The sequence below is a fragment of the Streptomyces sp. NPDC096012 genome, from assembly GCF_040426375.1.
Classification (GTDB): domain Bacteria; phylum Actinomycetota; class Actinomycetes; order Streptomycetales; family Streptomycetaceae; genus Streptomyces.
This window is the reverse complement of record NZ_JBEOTD010000031.1, coordinates 50,891-66,019: the sequence shown is the minus strand read 5'-3', so window position 1 is coordinate 66,019 and position 15,129 is coordinate 50,891. Positions and strand designations below refer to the sequence as shown.

At 66.3% G+C, this 15,129-nt stretch carries 22 protein-coding genes and 1 tRNA gene; 18 read left to right on the top strand and 5 right to left on the bottom strand.

The features are described from left to right. Positions 1-148 precede the first annotated feature (148 nt). From ABVB68_RS26485 to ABVB68_RS26470, 4 genes are all read left to right on the top strand, one after another. Positions 149-418, top strand: coding sequence for a hypothetical protein (locus ABVB68_RS26485; RefSeq protein WP_353603642.1), 270 nt, complete (start codon positions 149-151; stop codon positions 416-418). A 377-nt stretch (positions 419-795) separates the two neighbouring features. Continuing rightward, positions 796-2,013 (top strand): helix-turn-helix domain-containing protein, encoded by a 1,218-nt coding sequence (locus ABVB68_RS26480; RefSeq protein ID WP_353603641.1) that lies wholly within the window; start codon positions 796-798, stop codon positions 2,011-2,013. Positions 2,014-2,135: 122 nt separating this feature from the next. Next, positions 2,136-2,738: an oligoribonuclease gene (gene orn / locus ABVB68_RS26475; protein ID WP_353603640.1), complete on the top strand. Its 603-nt coding sequence runs from the start codon at positions 2,136-2,138 to the stop codon at positions 2,736-2,738. Between the two features lie 147 nt (positions 2,739-2,885). Further along, positions 2,886-2,958 (top strand) — tRNA-His (locus ABVB68_RS26470). A 201-nt stretch (positions 2,959-3,159) separates the two neighbouring features. On the opposite strand, the gene ABVB68_RS26465 is transcribed toward ABVB68_RS26470, so the two are convergent. After that, on the bottom strand, positions 3,160-3,384 hold the full coding sequence (locus ABVB68_RS26465; RefSeq protein ID WP_353603639.1) for a hypothetical protein: 225 nt from the start codon (positions 3,382-3,384) through the stop codon (positions 3,160-3,162). 254 nt (positions 3,385-3,638) lie between these two features. On the opposite strand from ABVB68_RS26465, the gene ABVB68_RS26460 reads away from it, so the two are divergent. From ABVB68_RS26460 to ABVB68_RS26450, 3 genes are all read left to right on the top strand, one after another. Beyond that, positions 3,639-4,331: a hypothetical protein gene (locus ABVB68_RS26460; RefSeq protein ID WP_353603638.1), complete on the top strand. Its 693-nt coding sequence runs from the start codon at positions 3,639-3,641 to the stop codon at positions 4,329-4,331. Position 4,332: 1 nt separating this feature from the next. Further along, complete coding sequence (locus ABVB68_RS26455; RefSeq protein WP_353603637.1) at positions 4,333-4,851, top strand: hypothetical protein; 519 nt, start codon at positions 4,333-4,335, stop codon at positions 4,849-4,851. Between the two features lie 118 nt (positions 4,852-4,969). Further along, the gene (locus ABVB68_RS26450; RefSeq protein WP_353603636.1) at positions 4,970-5,182 is read left to right on the top strand and encodes a helix-turn-helix domain-containing protein; all 213 of its coding nucleotides are present in this window, start codon (positions 4,970-4,972) and stop codon (positions 5,180-5,182) included. Between the two features lie 36 nt (positions 5,183-5,218). On the opposite strand, the gene ABVB68_RS26445 is transcribed toward ABVB68_RS26450, so the two are convergent. The 3 genes from ABVB68_RS26445 to ABVB68_RS26435 form a co-directional block, all read right to left on the bottom strand. Next, on the bottom strand, positions 5,219-5,689 hold the full coding sequence (locus ABVB68_RS26445; protein WP_353603635.1) for a hypothetical protein: 471 nt from the start codon (positions 5,687-5,689) through the stop codon (positions 5,219-5,221). Between the two features lie 150 nt (positions 5,690-5,839). Then, a complete protein-coding gene (locus ABVB68_RS26440) occupies positions 5,840-6,448 on the bottom strand; it encodes a TRADD-N-associated membrane domain-containing protein (RefSeq protein WP_353603634.1) in 609 nt (202 codons plus the stop codon). 152 nt (positions 6,449-6,600) lie between these two features. Continuing rightward, positions 6,601-6,765, bottom strand: coding sequence for a hypothetical protein (locus ABVB68_RS26435; protein WP_353603633.1), 165 nt, complete (start codon positions 6,763-6,765; stop codon positions 6,601-6,603). Positions 6,766-7,500: 735 nt separating this feature from the next. On the opposite strand from ABVB68_RS26435, the gene ABVB68_RS26430 reads away from it, so the two are divergent. From ABVB68_RS26430 to ABVB68_RS26390, 9 genes are all read left to right on the top strand, one after another. Next, entirely contained in the window at positions 7,501-7,683 is a 183-nt protein-coding gene (locus tag ABVB68_RS26430; protein ID WP_353603632.1) for a hypothetical protein, read from the top strand. Further along, on the top strand, positions 7,661-8,419 hold the full coding sequence (locus ABVB68_RS26425; RefSeq protein ID WP_353603631.1) for a hypothetical protein: 759 nt from the start codon (positions 7,661-7,663) through the stop codon (positions 8,417-8,419). Before ABVB68_RS26430 ends, ABVB68_RS26425 begins: the two co-directional genes overlap by 23 nt. A gap of 504 nt (positions 8,420-8,923) precedes the next feature. After that, positions 8,924-9,487 (top strand): hypothetical protein, encoded by a 564-nt coding sequence (locus ABVB68_RS26420; protein ID WP_353603630.1) that lies wholly within the window; start codon positions 8,924-8,926, stop codon positions 9,485-9,487. A gap of 81 nt (positions 9,488-9,568) precedes the next feature. Then, positions 9,569-10,489, top strand: a complete 921-nt coding sequence (locus ABVB68_RS26415; protein WP_353603629.1) for a hypothetical protein — start codon at positions 9,569-9,571, stop codon at positions 10,487-10,489. Between the two features lie 79 nt (positions 10,490-10,568). Next, entirely contained in the window at positions 10,569-11,534 is a 966-nt protein-coding gene (locus tag ABVB68_RS26410) for a hypothetical protein (protein WP_353603628.1), read from the top strand. A 146-nt stretch (positions 11,535-11,680) separates the two neighbouring features. After that, positions 11,681-11,965 (top strand): hypothetical protein, encoded by a 285-nt coding sequence (locus tag ABVB68_RS26405; RefSeq protein WP_353603627.1) that lies wholly within the window; start codon positions 11,681-11,683, stop codon positions 11,963-11,965. A 2-nt stretch (positions 11,966-11,967) separates the two neighbouring features. Next, positions 11,968-12,189 (top strand): DUF7620 family protein, encoded by a 222-nt coding sequence (locus tag ABVB68_RS26400; protein ID WP_353603626.1) that lies wholly within the window; start codon positions 11,968-11,970, stop codon positions 12,187-12,189. Positions 12,190-12,203: 14 nt separating this feature from the next. Beyond that, a complete protein-coding gene (locus tag ABVB68_RS26395) occupies positions 12,204-12,527 on the top strand; it encodes a hypothetical protein (protein WP_353603625.1) in 324 nt (107 codons plus the stop codon). An 84-nt stretch (positions 12,528-12,611) separates the two neighbouring features. Next, positions 12,612-13,487 (top strand): peptidoglycan-binding protein, encoded by an 876-nt coding sequence (locus tag ABVB68_RS26390; protein ID WP_353603624.1) that lies wholly within the window; start codon positions 12,612-12,614, stop codon positions 13,485-13,487. 98 nt (positions 13,488-13,585) lie between these two features. Here ABVB68_RS26390 and ABVB68_RS26385 read toward each other — a convergent pair whose 3' ends face one another. Further along, positions 13,586-14,065: a DUF4429 domain-containing protein gene (locus ABVB68_RS26385; protein WP_353603623.1), complete on the bottom strand. Its 480-nt coding sequence runs from the start codon at positions 14,063-14,065 to the stop codon at positions 13,586-13,588. Positions 14,066-14,386: 321 nt separating this feature from the next. Here ABVB68_RS26385 and ABVB68_RS26380 point away from each other — a divergent pair, with 321 nt between their 5' ends. Together ABVB68_RS26380 and ABVB68_RS26375 are read left to right on the top strand one after the other, a co-directional pair. Then, the gene (locus tag ABVB68_RS26380; protein ID WP_353603622.1) at positions 14,387-14,629 is read left to right on the top strand and encodes a hypothetical protein; all 243 of its coding nucleotides are present in this window, start codon (positions 14,387-14,389) and stop codon (positions 14,627-14,629) included. Then, complete coding sequence (locus ABVB68_RS26375) at positions 14,601-15,125, top strand: DUF6879 family protein (RefSeq protein ID WP_353603621.1); 525 nt, start codon at positions 14,601-14,603, stop codon at positions 15,123-15,125. Before ABVB68_RS26380 ends, ABVB68_RS26375 begins: the two co-directional genes overlap by 29 nt. Positions 15,126-15,129 lie beyond the last annotated feature (4 nt).

The window sequence follows — 15,129 nt, the reverse complement described above, 5'->3', positions numbered from 1 at the left end:
TCACCGGAGCATGCACGAGCCGCGCCCGCAACGCAATGGTTGCTGCCCCGTACAGGCGGTTTGCACGGGATTCACAGATGCGCGGCCGGTGACCGACGCGTCGAACGGGCGTTGTACCGGGGTGAGCCACCGCCACAGGGAGTACGAGATGCCCCGACCCGGACCGCACTCCGAGCCGCGCCGCGCGCCGGACACCGTCAGCGACGTGATCCGCTGGGCGGCCTTCAGCTGCGTCCTCGTCCCCGTGGTCCTGCTCTGGTACGGCACCTCGCTGGCCGGCGCGGCGGGCACCGCGCTGGGCCTGACCGCGGTCACGGCCGCGTGCCGGGTACTGCTGCGCCGCTCCGAGCGATGTGCCGCGGATTGCGCCACGCAAAGAGGCGGACGTCACACCCGGGGGCAGACACCGGTCGACTGACCGGTTTCCGCACCCTCGGACGCATCTTTTCAGCCAACTTCTGGATATCGCCCTGGAGGGGTCCCGACCACCCCCCAACCCCCGTTCCACCTGCACGGAAAGGGTCCACGGGGCGCTGCGCACCCTACGCGGTTTGGCCACTGCGACAAGGCGTACTTCCCTACGCGGCCCGTGAGTGCAACGCTTCGTGATCGAATGCTTCACGCCAAGTTGTCATGTCGACAATGTCCGGCGTGTCGAACCGGCCACCGTGAGACCGCGGTAGCCAGTAAATTCGATCTTGACGTCTTATGGCGGGGGACTCGTGCAGGACCGAGGGGAAACGTGCAGGAGCGACACAACCGAGGAGCCGCGACCACCGAGGGGGGCTTAGCAGTATGAGCCACGACTCCACTGCCACGCCGGAAGCCGCGGCCCGGAAGCTCTCCGGGCGCCGCCGCAAGGAGATCGTCGCCGTGCTGCTGTTCAGCGGCGGCCCCATCTTCGAGAGTTCCATTCCGCTGTCGGTGTTCGGCATCGACCGCCAGGACGCCGGAGTACCGCGCTACCGGCTGCTGGTGTGCGCCGGCGAGGAAGGCCCGCTGCGGACCACAGGGGGCCTGGAACTCACCGCACCACATGGACTGGAGGCGATCTCACGCGCCGGCACGGTCGTCGTACCGGCCTGGCGTTCGATCACCTCGCCGCCGCCGGAGGAGGCGCTCGACGCCCTGCGGCGAGCGCACGAGGAGGGTGCCCGCATCGTAGGGCTGTGCACGGGCGCGTTCGTGCTCGCGGCGGCCGGACTGCTGGACGGACGCCCGGCGACCACCCACTGGATGTACGCGCCGACGCTGGCCAAGCGCTATCCGTCGGTGCACGTCGATCCGCGGGAGCTGTTCGTCGACGACGGCGACGTGCTGACGTCGGCCGGTACCGCCGCGGGCATCGACCTGTGTCTGCACATCGTGCGGACGGACCACGGCAACGAGGCGGCCGGCGCGCTCGCCCGGCGCCTGGTGGTACCGCCGCGCCGGACGGGCGGCCAGGAGCGCTACCTCGACCGGTCTTTACCCGAGGAGATCGGCGCCGACCCGCTGGCCGAGGTCGTCGCCTGGGCGCTGGAACACCTCCACGAGCAGTTCGACGTGGAGACACTGGCGGCACGCGCCTACATGAGCCGCCGTACGTTCGACCGCCGGTTCCGCTCGCTGACCGGCAGCGCACCGCTGCAGTGGCTGATCACCCAGCGGGTGCTGCAGGCGCAGCGCCTGCTGGAGACGTCGGACTACTCCGTGGACGAGGTGGCGGGCCGGTGCGGTTTCCGCTCCCCCGTCGCGCTGCGCGGGCACTTCCGCCGCCAGCTCGGCTCGTCCCCGGCGGCGTACCGCGCGGCCTACCGGGCCCGTCGTCCGCAGGGCGACCGGCACGGTGAGCCGGATTCCGCGATGTCCCCGGTCGGCCAGCAGGGACCGCCCGCGGGTCTGCCCGGGGGACCCGGTCCGGTGGGCCATGTGCCCGCCATGCTGCATCCGGACAGCGGCGTGCCGATGCAGAGCCGGCGTGCCGCGGCCGGCGCGGTGAGTCTGCTGCCGGGTCCGCGCAGCGGCAGCTGACCCGCCGCACCGCGTGACCCTTCTCTCGTCCTCGGGCCGGCACAGGCCCGAGGACGAGACGGCGGAAGCCAGGGGGCGGCAGGGGGCATCCCAAAAGCGCACGCCCGCTTTAGGGTGGTCGCATGAACGATCGCATGGTGTGGATCGACTGCGAGATGACCGGCCTCTCGCTGTCCGACGACGCTCTCATCGAGGTTGCCGCCCTCGTCACCGACTCCGAGCTGAACGTACTCGGCGACGGCGTGGACATCGTCATCCGTCCCCCGGAGCGGGCGCTGGAGACGATGCCGGAGGTGGTGCGTCAGATGCACACCGCGTCCGGGCTCCTCGCCGAGCTGGCGGACGGCACGACGCTGAAGGACGCCGAGGAGCAGGTCCTCGCGTACGTCCGGGAACATGTGAAGGAGCCGGGCAAGGCCCCGCTGTGCGGCAATTCCGTCGGCACCGACCGCGGTTTCCTGCTGCGCGACATGCCGGTCCTGGAGGACTACCTCCACTACCGCATCGTCGACGTCTCCTCGGTCAAGGAGCTGGCCCGCCGCTGGTACCCGCGGGCGTACTTCAACAGCCCGCAGAAGAACGGCAACCACCGGGCGCTGGCCGACATCCGCGAGTCGATCGCCGAACTGCGCTACTACCGCGAGGCCGTCTTCGTCCCGCAGCCCGGCCCGGACTCCGACACCGCCAAGGCGATCGCCGCCAAGCACGTCCTGCCCGCCGAGTGACAGGCGCGGACCTCCCCCGGTCCGTGCGGGCAGCCGGCCGGGCCCGCACGGACGCCTCCGCGAAAACCTGTGCGCGAGCACCCCGGCGGACCATGTAGACTTCTTCTCGGCCGGTCGGGGAAAGCACTCCTCGAAGCGCCGGTCATGGTGGGTGTAGCTCAGCTGGTAGAGCACCTGGTTGTGGTCCAGGATGCCGCGGGTTCAAGTCCCGTCACTCACCCTGTGGAATGAGGCCGGTGATCTGCGGAAACGCAGTCGCCGGCCTCATTCGTCTCTCCTGTGGCCACACTGGTGGCCACCCGGGATCTTGAGAAGGGTCCTACGGTCCTCCCATGGCGAGCATCCGCAGGCGCGTCCGCCAGGACGGCAGCACCGCACATCAGGTCCGCTGGCGTGAAGGGGGCTCCCGCGACGGCGCCGTTCACCGAGTGCAAGAAGTCCAGGTAGCCCGGTCCGGCACCCGGCGGGCCGAGGTGCGCTGGACCTCCATGTCCTTGGCGGCCCGCTTGCGGCGGATCTCGTCCCGCAGGACGGCGCTCTCGAAGTAGTCGCCGTCGCGGTTCAGGCACGAGTACCACTTGATCTGGTACAGGATCGAGCGGCCCTGGCGGACCTTCCAGACCAGCGGCATGTAGATGGGGCACATGACGACAATGGTGATGATGTCGGAGATCTGCCAGTACGGCCTTGACTGCTTGGGGGCAGCGGTCCGCAACCAGCCGCTGCCAGCGTTCCCTCGAGCCCTCCTCACGGCCCGAGAGACCGACGCCTACATCCAGGAGGTCATGAGGATTTCGAGGGAGGGAGCCGAACGCTGAGTCCGCGAGCGGCGAGGCCGGCCGCCGAGGACTTGACGGGATCAGCCCCATACGGGTTGGCCCCATCGGCATGATGATCGGCATGCATGAATTTCTGAGCAAGCTCTGGTCGATGGAGTTCGGGGCCGCGCTGCTGGGTGCCCTGGCCGGTGGAGCCTTCACGATCCTCGGTTCGTGGCTCCAGGCCCGGAGCAGCGACAAGGCGACAGCTCTTGCTCAGGCTCGGGCGAATGCCCAGCGCGCCTTCGACACCCTCACCCAGCTCCGCGTACAGCTGGAAGCCCAGACCTTCGTGGGCAGGGGGACACACGAGACCAGAGCGGCCTGGAATCGAGAGCGCAAGACGCTCATCGCCACGGCCAACAGCGCGATCATGCTGTTGCCGGACGCATACAAGGAGACGCGCGGACAGGCCCTCATGCTGCTCCGCGTGATCAAGGAGTGGTACGGAGATCCCGAGTGGCGGGAGTACGAGGTGGAGACCAACCTTCTCCTCTCCGAGGCGTTGAAGTTCCTGGGTCTGTTCGTCCGTGGGTCGAAGGTTCCGGAGAAGCGGGACATGGCCCCTGCCATCGCAGAGGCGATCGAGCACTACCGGCGCGAATGGATGACAGCCGAGCTGGCAGCCCTCGCCCGGCAGGCCGATTACGGCGGCCTGGACGACGAGGACCAGGAACGGGCCCACGAACTTCAGCAGGCACTGGGGATCCTCCCTCCCCAGGGGGCGGCCCCTGACGCAACGACTGGCCCAGCTCGGATGCCCGAGACGGAGTGACATGCAGGCAGAGACGCTGGCGGGGCTAATGGGTCTCGCGGGTGCTGTGGTGGGTGCAGGGGTCTCCACGGGGGCCGTGATCTGGCAGCAGCGGAAGACAGCCCACGAGGCCGAGCGGACGTACCTGCTAGGCCTGTCCGAGACGGCCGCCAACGAGATCATCCGACTGACCTATGCGATAGGGGATCACTTCGCGGATGGTGTGCCGACGACACGCATGCCGGAGGCCCGTCAGCAGTGGATCGCAGACCTCCGGATGATTCTGCGAGATTTGGAGGCCCAGGCTCTGAGGTTCCCTGACCCGAAAGTTCAGCGGGTCGTCCTGTGGGGTCACGCCGAGATCTTCCGCGACCCTGATGGTGTGGCAGAGGAAGAGGAGTGGGCGGCACCCCGGTACGGGGACATCTGCCACCACTTCCGGACCGCCATGGGGACAGTGATCCGCAGGGAGCCCTTCCCGGACGGCATATGGGCTCGGTTCCCCGGTGCCTGGCCCCCGGCATCGCCCCGCCGGAACTAGTACTTGCTTTCCCTAACGAACGACTGCATAATCGAACGCAGCAGGACACGTACGTCCTCGCGCAGGCCCCGACGCCACTGGCGGACCGGGGCCTTTCGCATGCTCGGGGAGGGCTTCAGTGGAGGACACCGAGGTCTGGATGACGGGCCGCGAGGCGGCCAACCTGACGGGCGTCAGCGTCATGACGGTCTATAGCTGGGTCCGCAGAGGACACCTGAAAGTCGAGGGCCTCGATCACCGAGGCCAGAAGCTCTTCCGGCATCTCTCCGTCGCCCAGGCCGAGAAGGCTACGAGGGCGAAGGCCAAGCGCGTACTGGTACGGGCCGCCTGACGCTTTTTAAATTCGGACCCGCGGAGCCCCTACACGTTACTGGTGAGTGAGAGCCGCAAACTCCTGCTCGCAGGCCGCCATGTACTCCTGGACCTGCGCATCGGTGTAGAGGTTGATGAAGCCCACTCCGTTCTCCGCCACATGGCAGTCGAACTCCGGCGAACTATAGGAGAGCGTCACGTCATTAGCGTGAGTCCGGACTATCCGCTGAGCATCGGCCTTACCCTGCTCGGCTGCGGTCAGACTGTCCGAACCCCCGCCGCCGCCAGAGCTGAAGCCGAGGAAGAACGAAGCGACAACGATGACGACGACACCGCCCGCGAGGGCCACAGGCCGCTTCCACCAGGGGTTCTCCATCCGCGCCAGGATGGCCTGGTACTCCGGATCGGCCTCGTACTCATCCCGCCAGCCGTCCGGCGACTCCGTCGAGTCAGCCGTCGTGCGCACGGTGGGAGCGCTGGACGGGCGCGGGGGGACGTTCGGGGGAAGTGGCGACGAGTTCTCCACGACAGCCTCCTTGGAGCCCTGACCGGCAACTACGTCGTGCACGAGGAGTCGGGCGGCACAGAATATGCATGAGGCATACATGGGATCTACACATAGGTCCGGGTCGTGATCTAGCTGTGAACTTCGTCTGGTGGTGTCAGCGTCACGGCGTCATGACGCGGGGCTCTCCGACTGCTGCTGCGGGACGATGCCGTTGACGCTCGCCTGCGGAAGAGGATCGGCCGGCTTCGGACCACCGCCAAGCTCGGGCAGCTCGGCTGCCGAGAGCTTCAGGATCAGCGCGGCTCGCAGGTGCGACTTGGTGGCGTCGTCTTCCTCTTGCTTCAACAGCTCGATCGCCTTGTCCAGATCGCTCTGGGCCTTCATGTCTTCGCGGAGCCCTCTGCTCTGCGACTCCATGTGCTGGAGAGCAGAGTCGGCACGCTTGTGGAACAGAGATCCAATCGCCACCGTCAGCAGTCCGGCCACACTTGAGACGATCGAGGCGTACTGGTCACCGATCGTGTCCGCACGGTAGATCGCCAGCCCAATGCCGGTGATCAACACCGCGCCACCGATGACCGACGCGAAGAGGCTTACGTAGAAGCTCGCTCGCGCCTGCGTAAGTCCGTAGCCGTAGTAACGGATCAGCAGTTTGGTGAACTTGGCGCTGTCCTTCTCCTCCGGCGTCGGAGGCTCGATGGAAGTGGTCTCCGGCATGAGTTCTTCGGTCAGCGCGGCTCGCTCTCGGTCGACAGCTTTCCCGAACCTGTTCGTCACGAGGGCCGAAAGTCCCGTGCCTACGCCTCCGACTACCGCAGCGATTAGTCCAACGATCCCTGGTTCCACCCCTTGATCCTGTCAGGCCCGTCAGGACTGTGGGGCGGTTTCGCCCTGACCGGTCCCCCGTCACCCCACGCGTGTATCGCGGGTCAGCAGAGGCTCCGGCCCTTGTCCAGCACCTCGGAGATGTCGACCTTCAGACCGTTGCCCAGGTTCGTGTCGTCCGCCCAGGTCGGCGTCATCGCCGTATAACCGGCGCCCTTGGCCGTGCCATTCACGGCGTAGCGCGGACCACCGGGCGGCTCGAATGTCACTGCGCCAGCCTCGCACCGCAGGACGCCAGCGCTGACCGTGAACGGCCACTCCGTGAAGCGCGAGGCCGTGACCGCCAGGCCTCCACTCGGGTCCTTCGCCTCGGATCTGCTGTGCTGCGAGGACTGCTCCGTACTGATGTCGGGTGTCGGGGTCCGAACTGCTGTCGCTGTTCGAACTACTCGGCCAGCACGACGCCGCCACCACCATCACGATCACGAAGAACACCCCAGCGCTGATCCATTCCCCACGGCTGTACTGGCGCCTCTCGGTCATCGGATCCCCCTCCAGATCGAAAAGGCCACGCTAGAGCCAGGAGTGCACCTAGCGCAGCAGGTGTGTAGTACCCGGCGCAGCCCGGTCACCCATCACCACACACATGTGAGGGGGTGAGCGGGCTGTGGCCCGAACCTTCTCCGCAGAGGACGAGGAGCGGCTCCGTCAGCTCCACGCTGACGGCGTCAGCAGGAACGAGATCGCCCGTCAAATGGGATGGGCCGTCGGCACCGTCTCGAACCACGCCAGGCGCCTCGGGCTGTCCTTCGACCGGGAGGCCGTCAGGGCCGCCACTGACGTCCGTCAGATCGATCTGGAGGACAAGCGTCAGCGGATCCAGGAGCAGCTTCTCGATCTCGCGGAGCGGACCATCGGGAGGGCCCAGGAGCGGTACCTCGTCCACGGGTGGACCCACACGGGAGAGAGCGTGGCCGAGTGGCTCCACGAGCTTCCGGCGAAGGATGACCAAGGACTTGACCCTGGCGGCCTCCAGCGCCCTCACGAGCGCCCTGAAGCTCGCCCAGGTGGACGCCGGGGACGAGAGCCGGGAGAACGTCCGCGGCCTCCTGGCGACCCTCGGGGAGGCCATGAGGACCGCTGCCCGAGAGCTTGGGGGCGACGATGCCGACGAGTACGGCTCGTAGCAGCCAGTTCCTCCTAGAGCGCTTCTCTCCTAAGCAGATCCGCAGCATCGCGGCGGCCAACCGGAGGATCAACCTCTGGGAGGGCGCGGTCTCCTCGGGCAAGACCATCGCCTCGGCGTGGGCCTGGATGATGTTCGTCCTCCAGGCATCCACCACGGGCGAACTGGTGATGATCGGCAAGACCAAGGACTCCCTGTACCGCAACGTCCTCCAGCCGCTCATGAACCCGGAGACCTTCGGGGAGCTGGCCGCCCAGGTCGAGTACACGCCGGGAGCGGTCACCTGCCGGATCTTCGGCCGGCTCGTCCACGTCATCGACGCCAACGACATCAAGTCCGAGAACAAGATCCGAGGCATGACGTGCGCCGGTGCGTACGTGGACGCGGCAGTGCCGGTCACCTCGGTCAACACCAAGACCGGTGCTGTCGTCCTGGGTGCTTCTGACGTCGGCGCACTGCCCAGCTCGGGCGGCACGGTCTCCGGCAACCTGAACGTGACCGGCGTGGGCCGCACCCTGTTCGTGCGCAAGACCTCGGACCAGTCGGTCACCTCGTCCACCACGTTGGCGAACGACAGCCAGCTCTTGCTGCCGGTGGTGGCCAACGCGACGTACACACTGTTCTTGATGTGCATCTTCTCGGGCGGGACCACGGGCGACATCAAGTTCGACTGGACCGTCCCTTCCGGCACGGCGCTGCGCTGCGCTGGTGTGACCAGACCGGCGCTTCGGGCCTGAACTCGGACGTGGACACGTACTCGGCTCCGGGCGGGACCACTCAGGTCGCTTTCCAGATCTGGGCGACGGTGGTGACCGTCCACGACGGGCAACGTGCAGTTCCGATGGGCCCAGAACGCATCGAACACGACGGCCACCATCGTGCGGACGAACTCGTACCTCCAGCTCACCCGCGTCGCCTGATCAGCTCGGGTTCCCGGCAACCGTGAGCTCCCTGGGTCTGGTTCGCTGCCCTGGAGGCCGGGCTCCAACAATTCTGAACTTCAGTAGTACAGATGGGGCTATCGTCGCCACATGGCCCGTTCCTGTGTGTTCTGTGGTGGTACGCCCGTCACCAACGAGCACGTCTATCCACAGTGGTTGGCCCAGGGGTTCCCCGAGGCCATGTCGACCGAGCGAGCCATCATGGCGTCGTACTCCGACCAAGGCAGCCATCGACGTCACTCCGGACGCATGTTCACGGCACAGGTCAAGGCCGTGTGCGAGCCCTGCAATAGCGGTTGGATGAGCGCGCTCGAAGGCAGGGTCAAGCAGTATCTGCTGCCGATGATCAAGGGCGAGATCATTGCGCTTCCACCCGAAGCGCAAGCGGTCTTGGCCGTCTGGACGGTCAAGACCGCCTTGATGTGTCAGGTCATGCTTCCGCAGGACCAACCGAACCTACCGGCTGAACTCTTCACGGACCTGTACCGAGACCGCCAGCCGGCCGAGGAGATGAAGGTGTACTGCGGCTACATGATCCCGCCGCGGTACCTCAACGGCGAGAGCCCCGTGGAGAACCGCTCCATCCCGAGCAGGTCTCGATACCGAACGGCAGACGGGCAGGAGTACGACGTCTGGGCCACTGTGGTGACCATCCGGATCGGCTACGCGGTGCTCCAGCTCATGAGTGCTGGCCCCAAGGGGTTGCGGTATGACATCGGGCTGGGGGACTTCTCCCTCTACGTGGAGCCGCTGTGGCCTGTGCGAGAGACGTTCTCCTGGCCCCCTCGCGCTCTGAGGACGATCAGCGACTTCAATGTCTTCGCCGACCCGCTCAGCAGAGTGAAGCGACCAGTCCCCGAGTAGCCCCCGCCACAGCGCAGCTTGCCAGCCGGGTCCTTTTAAAAATCCATCGCTCCGTACGACAGGCGCCGCTACCGTCCCCGTATGGACGAATCGCTCTCCTTCGAGAGCTTCTACGAGGGCGCCAAGAAGGCCACGTACAAGGCCATGAACGACCACGCCGAGGGCGAGTACGACGAGTTCGCTCTCCACGCGGGGGTCGCGATCGAGCGCCTCGCCAAGGCCGTCCTGTACAAGCTGAACCCGCTTTACATCGCGAGCGGCAAGGTGGTCTTCACCGCTAACAAGCCACCCCGGGTCCACACGGTCAGTGCCATGGAGGCCCTGAGTCGACTGACGAGTCTCAACATCCTCAAGATCGACGCCGACCTGAAACTGCTGATCGAGCTGCGCAACGGCACGGTCCACGCCTCGGCTGGCGATGAGGCGAAGGCTCACATCCCGACCCTGGCCAAGGCCGTCGGGGCCATGTTGAAGCACCTCGACGTCTCGATGCCCGATTTCTGGGGTCGTTGGGCGAGCACGGCGAGTGCTGCCGTTGACCAGAAGAAGAGCGAGATCGAGCGAGACGTACAGGTCCGAATAACACAGGCAAAGCATCACTACGACAATCGGTTCTCGGATCTTCCTGATCACCTTCACCGGCGTCTCGTGGTCGAGCAGTTCAGCCAGATCAACGTCTCGGTGTCCGAGACAGAGGCGGGCATCTGGATCGAAGGGGAGAACGTCTGCCCCGCCTGCGATTGCGTAGCCGACGTACTCGCCGTGGGGCAGAGCACCGGGGAGGCGTCGCCCGTCAGCGTGTTCGCGCTGAAATGCCACCTGTGCCGCCTACAACTGGCCACACGAGAGGAACTCGCGGCCGCTGGGATGGATCTTGAAACCGTTGACGAGCAACTTGCAGCACGAGCTGCCCGTTACCTCGGCGGATCCGAGATCTCAAACGTCGCGTTCCGGCGTAAGGTTGCGCATTTCCTCCACTCCGACCTTGGCGACTGGGAGTGACCTTCGGGCCCTCCTCCCCACCATGGCATCCCCCTCAATCCGATCGCCCCTGTAGTACAGGCCCCGCTACTGTCCATCCATGGACGAATCACTCTCGTTCGAGAACCTGTTCGCAGGGGCCAAGAAGTTCGCCGGCCTCGCGCTACAAGCCCACCGAGACGGGGACGACGAGGTATTCGTCCTCCACACGGGCGTCAGCATCGAGCGCCTGATGAAGGCGGCCCTGGCCAAGACAAACCCCGTACTGCTGATGGAAACCGGCGCCATCAAGGATGACCGGACCCTCCTGCACTTCGCGGGTCTCCGGCCCTACGGGGAACGGATCCGCACCGTCAGCGCGTCCGCAGCGCTCGCGCGCATACGGTCGGCGGGGTGGCTGCTGAAGGACCCGGCGCTGGACGACCTTATCGAGTTGCGCAACGGTGTCGTCCACCTGGGCGCCACTGAAGCGGACAGCGCTGATGCGCTAGCGACGTTCGGCCGAACCACCAACGCGCTTCTGACCCACCTCGGGTTGGACATCGCTGATTACTGGGGTGCTTGGAAATCCGTGATTGAGATCAGTCTCAACGATCAGCTCGAACGGACTGAGCGCGACGTCAAACGGCTGATCGAGCAAGCTCGCCACCGCTACACAGAGCGGATCCATATGCTTCCTGCTCCCGCCGTACAGGTCATCAGGGAAGACGCGCGCCTTGGCGGGCTCCCCGGATATCCGACGGAAGAGGAGGGTCCTATCCTCTTCGGTCGCGTTACCTGCCCTGCCTGCGAGAATCCGCACGCAATCGTGATGCTGGTCGCGCGCCGGCTGGGCGACGCCAGCCGTGCCGAACGTCGTGCGGCTTACGCGGGGTACGGATGCAGCCTGTGCTGGTTGCCACTGGCAACCATCGAGCAGTTGGGCGCGGCCGGGATCGACATCATGGATGCGAGGTTGCCCGATCTCACGATTTCGGTGATTGAAGCACGACTGGACGACTGGATGGCGAAGCTGAAGGCCGAGGCCGCCGCTCAGGCCCAGCGGTCGCCGACAAGCGCTTCTTGAGCACATCCATGAAAGCCCCGGTCCCCCGCCGGGGCTTTCGCATGCCCCCACAGCGCCGGTCTTCCTGCGCACACCCCGCAAGGAGGTCCCCTTGTTGCTCCCTGAGCTGCTCAGACTCGCCGCAGCCGAGGACACGGGCCCCCGACGTGGGCAAGCTGATCGGCCAGTTCGCCCAGTACGGCATCGTCGGCGTGGTCGTGGCCCTGATGATCCTCGGCGTCATCGTGCCGAAGTACGTCCTGAGCGACCGCACCGCCGACCGGGACAAGTGGCGCGAGGCCTTCGAGAAAGAGCGCGACGCGCACGAGGCGCGCCGGCAGCAGCTCGCCAAGGCCGAGGAGCGCGGAGACGTCGCCACTGAGCAGGGCAAGACGCTGACCCGGCTCCTCGAAGAGCTGGGACACCGGCCCCAACTCCACGGGAGCGCCTGACCATGCGGCCCTTCACCCGACGTACCAAGGTGTCTCCCGAGGCGGGAACCGCGATGAGGGCCGCCGAGAAGTCCCTCCAGCAGGCTCAGGCCCACCACCCCGAGGTCGAGGCCAAGCTCAACGAGAGCCGCCGGGTGAAGGAGCAGATCAGAGCCCACAACCGCGCCAACTCCTACAGCGACTGGATCGAGTCGATCGTCCTGAGCCGGCTGACCGACGGCTGACGCAAGGAGGCCTGATGCTCTACACGCTCGCTCTGTACGCCCTGCCGGGCGTCGGCCTGGCCGCCTCGGTCGGGTTCCTCGTCCTGCACCATCCCCGCCACCCGTTCCGGATCACCGAGGTCAACTCCTCCGGCTGGGTCATCGTCGTCGGCCTGATCTACGCCAGGTCGCTCGTGCTGCTCGGAATCCGCGGTGGCGGTGGCATCCCCGCTCCGTGGCGGGACACCGTCCTCTCCCTCGGTCTCCTGGCGGCTACCACGGCTCTCCTCCTGGTCAGGTTCTTCTCCTACCTCCGGTACCTGCGGGACCACCCCGAGGATCCGCCCACGGCCTCCTAAGCCGTCTCCCAAGCCGCCCTCTCCGGTCTCCCCCCCCTGGCCGGAGGGGGCTTCTCTATGCCCGCATACCCTCTTGGAGGTTCCGTGTCCGACCTCTGGCTCCCCGGCGCCGAGAAGCTCGACATAGGCGATCACGCCCCCACTGACGGCGGTCCGGCCAAGGCGCTGGCCCACGTGACATGGGACAAGAACGCCACCAAGGCCAGGCCCCAGGACCTCGTCCCGTTCACCAGCCTCCGGGCGTACTTCGGTACGAACCCCTCCGGGAAGCCGGTGGCGCCTCATGTCCTCTGGAATCCCTTCACCGGCCGCTTCGTTCAGTTCGTCCCGGCCAACACCCGCTCGAAGTCCGTCGTGGACCTCTCCGGCGGGACAAGGACCAACCGTGCCGGCTCGGTGGTCATCCAGGTCGAGGCGCTCTTCTTCCCCAGGTGCCGGTACGACGGCAAGGTCTACGAGTCCCTGGAGGACACGCCCTGCAAGGGGTGGGACGAGCTGCACGCCTGGGTGAAGTCCTGGGGCGTCCCCGACGTCTGGCCGATGGGGAAGCCGAACGGCTTCGTCAGCCACCGGGACGAGCACACCTGGGAGACGAAGGCCGGGTGGTACGCGCATGCTCAGGTCCCCGAGAACGACCACACGGACCCGGGCACCTGGCCTGCGTTCCCGGACTCCTCGAAGCCCTCTCCGGCCCCCTCCGGACCGAAGCAATATGAGCCCTTCCCGGGGGCCGCCTGGTTCACGATGGGCCGCAAGAGCCCCATCGTGGCCCGCATGCACGACCGCTTGGTGGCCGTGGGCTGCAACAAGTACAAGAGCAGCGCCAACAAGGACACCATCGGCTCCGGCGACAAGGCCTCCTACGAGGCGTTCCAGCGCAAGCTGGGCTTTACCGGCGCGGCCGCCACCTGGCCTCCGGGCAAGCAGAGCTGGGATGAACTCAAGGTCCAGAACGTCTGACTCGCGTACTGTGCCCCATGGTGTCTCTCTGGCAGGAACACCCGAGCGCCCCCGGTCTCCCTCGCGGAGATCGGGGGCACTCTTCTCCGTTGTGGGTCCTACTGGCCGCCGAGGAGGCGTGCCTTCTGCTGCTCGAACTCGGCCTGAGTGAGAATGCCCTGCTGTAGCAACTGCCCGAGCTTGGTCAGCTCGTCGGCGACGGACGGGGCCGGGGACGGTGCCGAAGTGGGCTGCTGCGGTGCGTGGTGCTGGGCGATAGCAGCATCCAGGGCCTGGCGAAGCTCCTCGAACTGCGGCATCTGCTGCTTGGTGAACACTACGGAGTTCTCGTCTTTGAGGGCGTCCTGGGTCTGGTTGCCGAACTTGGATCGCCTCTCGACGCCGCCGGGGAGCCCGAACTGGATGAAGCCGTTGACGACCGCCCCAGCAGGCTTCCACTGGACACTGGAGATCTGACTGATGTGCAAGCGCTTCTCGCCCTTGCCGACGAGGGACCGAGCCAGGAACCCCTTGCGGGTAATGGTCACGTACTGGCCGTCGAACTGAACCTGTCCGCTCTTACCCTTGACCTCGATCACTTGGCGTTCTCTTCTCACGATGCTGTGTTGGCGGCGCCATCGTGGCAGCCCAAGCCCTCGATCTGGAGAGCTTGAGACCAACTTGTGGCAAAAATGTGTCCGGTGCACGTACCGAAGGCCTCCCATCCTCCGATACGAAGCACCCCGACCTAACCCGTGAAGATGGGGCGCTCTTCAGCTCTTGAGGAATAGGGCCACCAACCCTGATCTTTCCTCATCGTTCGAACACAGAACGGTACATACCCGTGCGCTATTGACCGGGAGGTCCCGATGGGTGACGGTCGTAGAAGTCCATAGAAGCCACGGGAATTGGGGCTGACCATGACGCTACGGTTCATCGCGAAGGACCCGAACACCAACGGCGACAACTGCCCGACGGTCTGGGTGGACGAGGCGACGAAGGACCTCGTCATCCAAGGGTGGAAGGCCGACGACGAGACGGAGCGGGAGTGCCTGGAGACCGGGAGTATCCCCGACACGGAGGCCGTGGTCCGACTGCCCGCCCGCATGATGGCCGTGATCAGGGAGGCGTGTGATGTCGCAGACGGTCCCGCCGTTCGCTGATCTTCTGGCGAGTTGCCGCCGCAGCGCGATCCATCTGGAGACCCGAGACGTCTACGGCGTCGCGAACGAGGACGAGGACTTCACGGCCTGGCGAGCCGGCCACCGGCACAGCCCGGAGAGCCGGGACCAGTGGTGGAGTTCCTTCCACTCCTGCGTCGCCGAGGCGGTGGGGCGGGGCGTCACAGTCCGCAGGGCTCGGGTGGTGTCCGAACCGCTTTCCGAGTACGTGCGCTACGAGCACTCCTGCACCTTCCAGAACGTGATGGCAGGCGAGGAGGTCCGATGGTTGCCGCGTCGGCTGGCCTCCGATCTGCTCATCCCCGGCAACGACCTCTGGCTGTTCGACAACGATCTGATCCGGTTCGGCCTGTTCTCCGGTGACGGGGCCTTCGTGGGGCACACTCTCTGCGATGACCCCGGCGTGATCAAGAACGTGTCCGAGGCGTTCGAAAGCATCTGGAGTCGAGCCCTTCCGCACGACAGCTACACCGTCTGAGTAA